2 protein-coding genes are annotated in these 1,282 nt (G+C 38.4%); both read right to left on the reverse strand.

What is annotated here, in order from left to right:
* Positions 1-141: 141 nt before the first annotated feature.
* Positions 142-573: a hypothetical protein gene (locus tag V5298_RS20640; RefSeq protein ID WP_332933282.1), complete on the reverse strand. Its 432-nt coding sequence runs from the start codon at positions 571-573 to the stop codon at positions 142-144.
* On the reverse strand, positions 567-1,282 hold a 716-nt coding region (locus V5298_RS20645), incomplete at its 5' end, for an RHS repeat-associated core domain-containing protein (protein WP_332933283.1). The genes V5298_RS20640 and V5298_RS20645, both read right to left, overlap by 7 nt.

The raw sequence follows: 1,282 nt of genomic DNA on the forward strand, positions 1-1,282 counted from the left end.
TCCACTTCCTTTGTACTGACTTTTTCGCAGATTCTAGCCACTTCGGCACTTAAAGAGAGCCAGAAAAAAAGCCCCGCTCGAGCGAGGCTTTGGATTCAAAAAGTTTGACAATAGCAATAAAAATCTACTTTGTGATATTGATCATTTTACCGTAACTCTCTGGGATAAAGGTTCGCTATAAAGGTCTTTTAGACGTATATCTAAAATCAAACCACACCTTTTATAAAAAATTAAGACTTTTGAATATTCAAAAGTGTCTTTATTCACTAAGAATGATAGTAACTTTCCGTTCTCATCGTCTCTTGTCTCTAACGGTATAGAAATTGAAACTTCAGATGATTCTTCGTATTCTATTTCAAAGGACGCTCCATTAAATTCATACCCGCCTATTGCGTCTTGAAAATAGATGTATACAGCGTTGTGAACCTGCCCTTCAGATACAATAATTTTAAAACTTTCGATGTATTTTGATAAGTTATCACTGAGCGTTTTTTCATCATAAACACAAGAATTAGCTTTTACATTACAACTAAAACTAGAAACCAAAATTAAATAAAGAATAGTTCTTAGCATTTATACACCCTACACATGTGATGATCAGGGTTTACCACTTTTTTACTTGTAGGAAGACCAAAATAAGCAGTTCTATTTTTAGAGTCTTTACCATATCGATAAGCCTTAAAATTCCCTGAAAAATCCAATTGATCATTTAATCCTGCGCTATGTAAGGACTCGTGTCCAGCAGCAAAACTCATCCTTGGGCCACCAAATTGACTATTTGTGACGTCCATAGTTAGTATTTTTCCGCCAACCTTATTAATTTGAGCAAAGTCGCCTCCTGTATCAGTAGAATTGCCTGCATTTGCCCAATGTCCTCCTGAGCCACCATCATTTAATGCCGCTACTCCGGCATCCAGATTATCTGCCATCGAGTTTAATTGAGATGCAGAGTATCCATCCGCACTTGCTGCGCCATCCTTCAGTCCGGCAGCTTCATCACGCATTGATGAGGCTGCTGATGACATATCACTGGCAGCTTGTTGCTGTGCCGCGTCGAATTTCTTCCAGTCTTCATCACTCCAGCCTTTACCTCTACCATACATGCCTGTTGGATCTGTCATATTAATCGGATCATTCCCCACATAAGCATAAAGATTCATCTGGTCTTCATAACCTACAGGGTCAGTCTGTAAGAATCGCCCTAACTTTGGATGATAAATCCGTGCTTTGTAGTAATAAAGCTCAGTACCTTCTATTAGAATTTGACCGGTATATCTAAATC

This window comes from Alteromonas sp. 14N.309.X.WAT.G.H12 (genome assembly GCF_036697315.1).
In the GTDB taxonomy this organism is placed as follows: domain Bacteria; phylum Pseudomonadota; class Gammaproteobacteria; order Enterobacterales; family Alteromonadaceae; genus Alteromonas.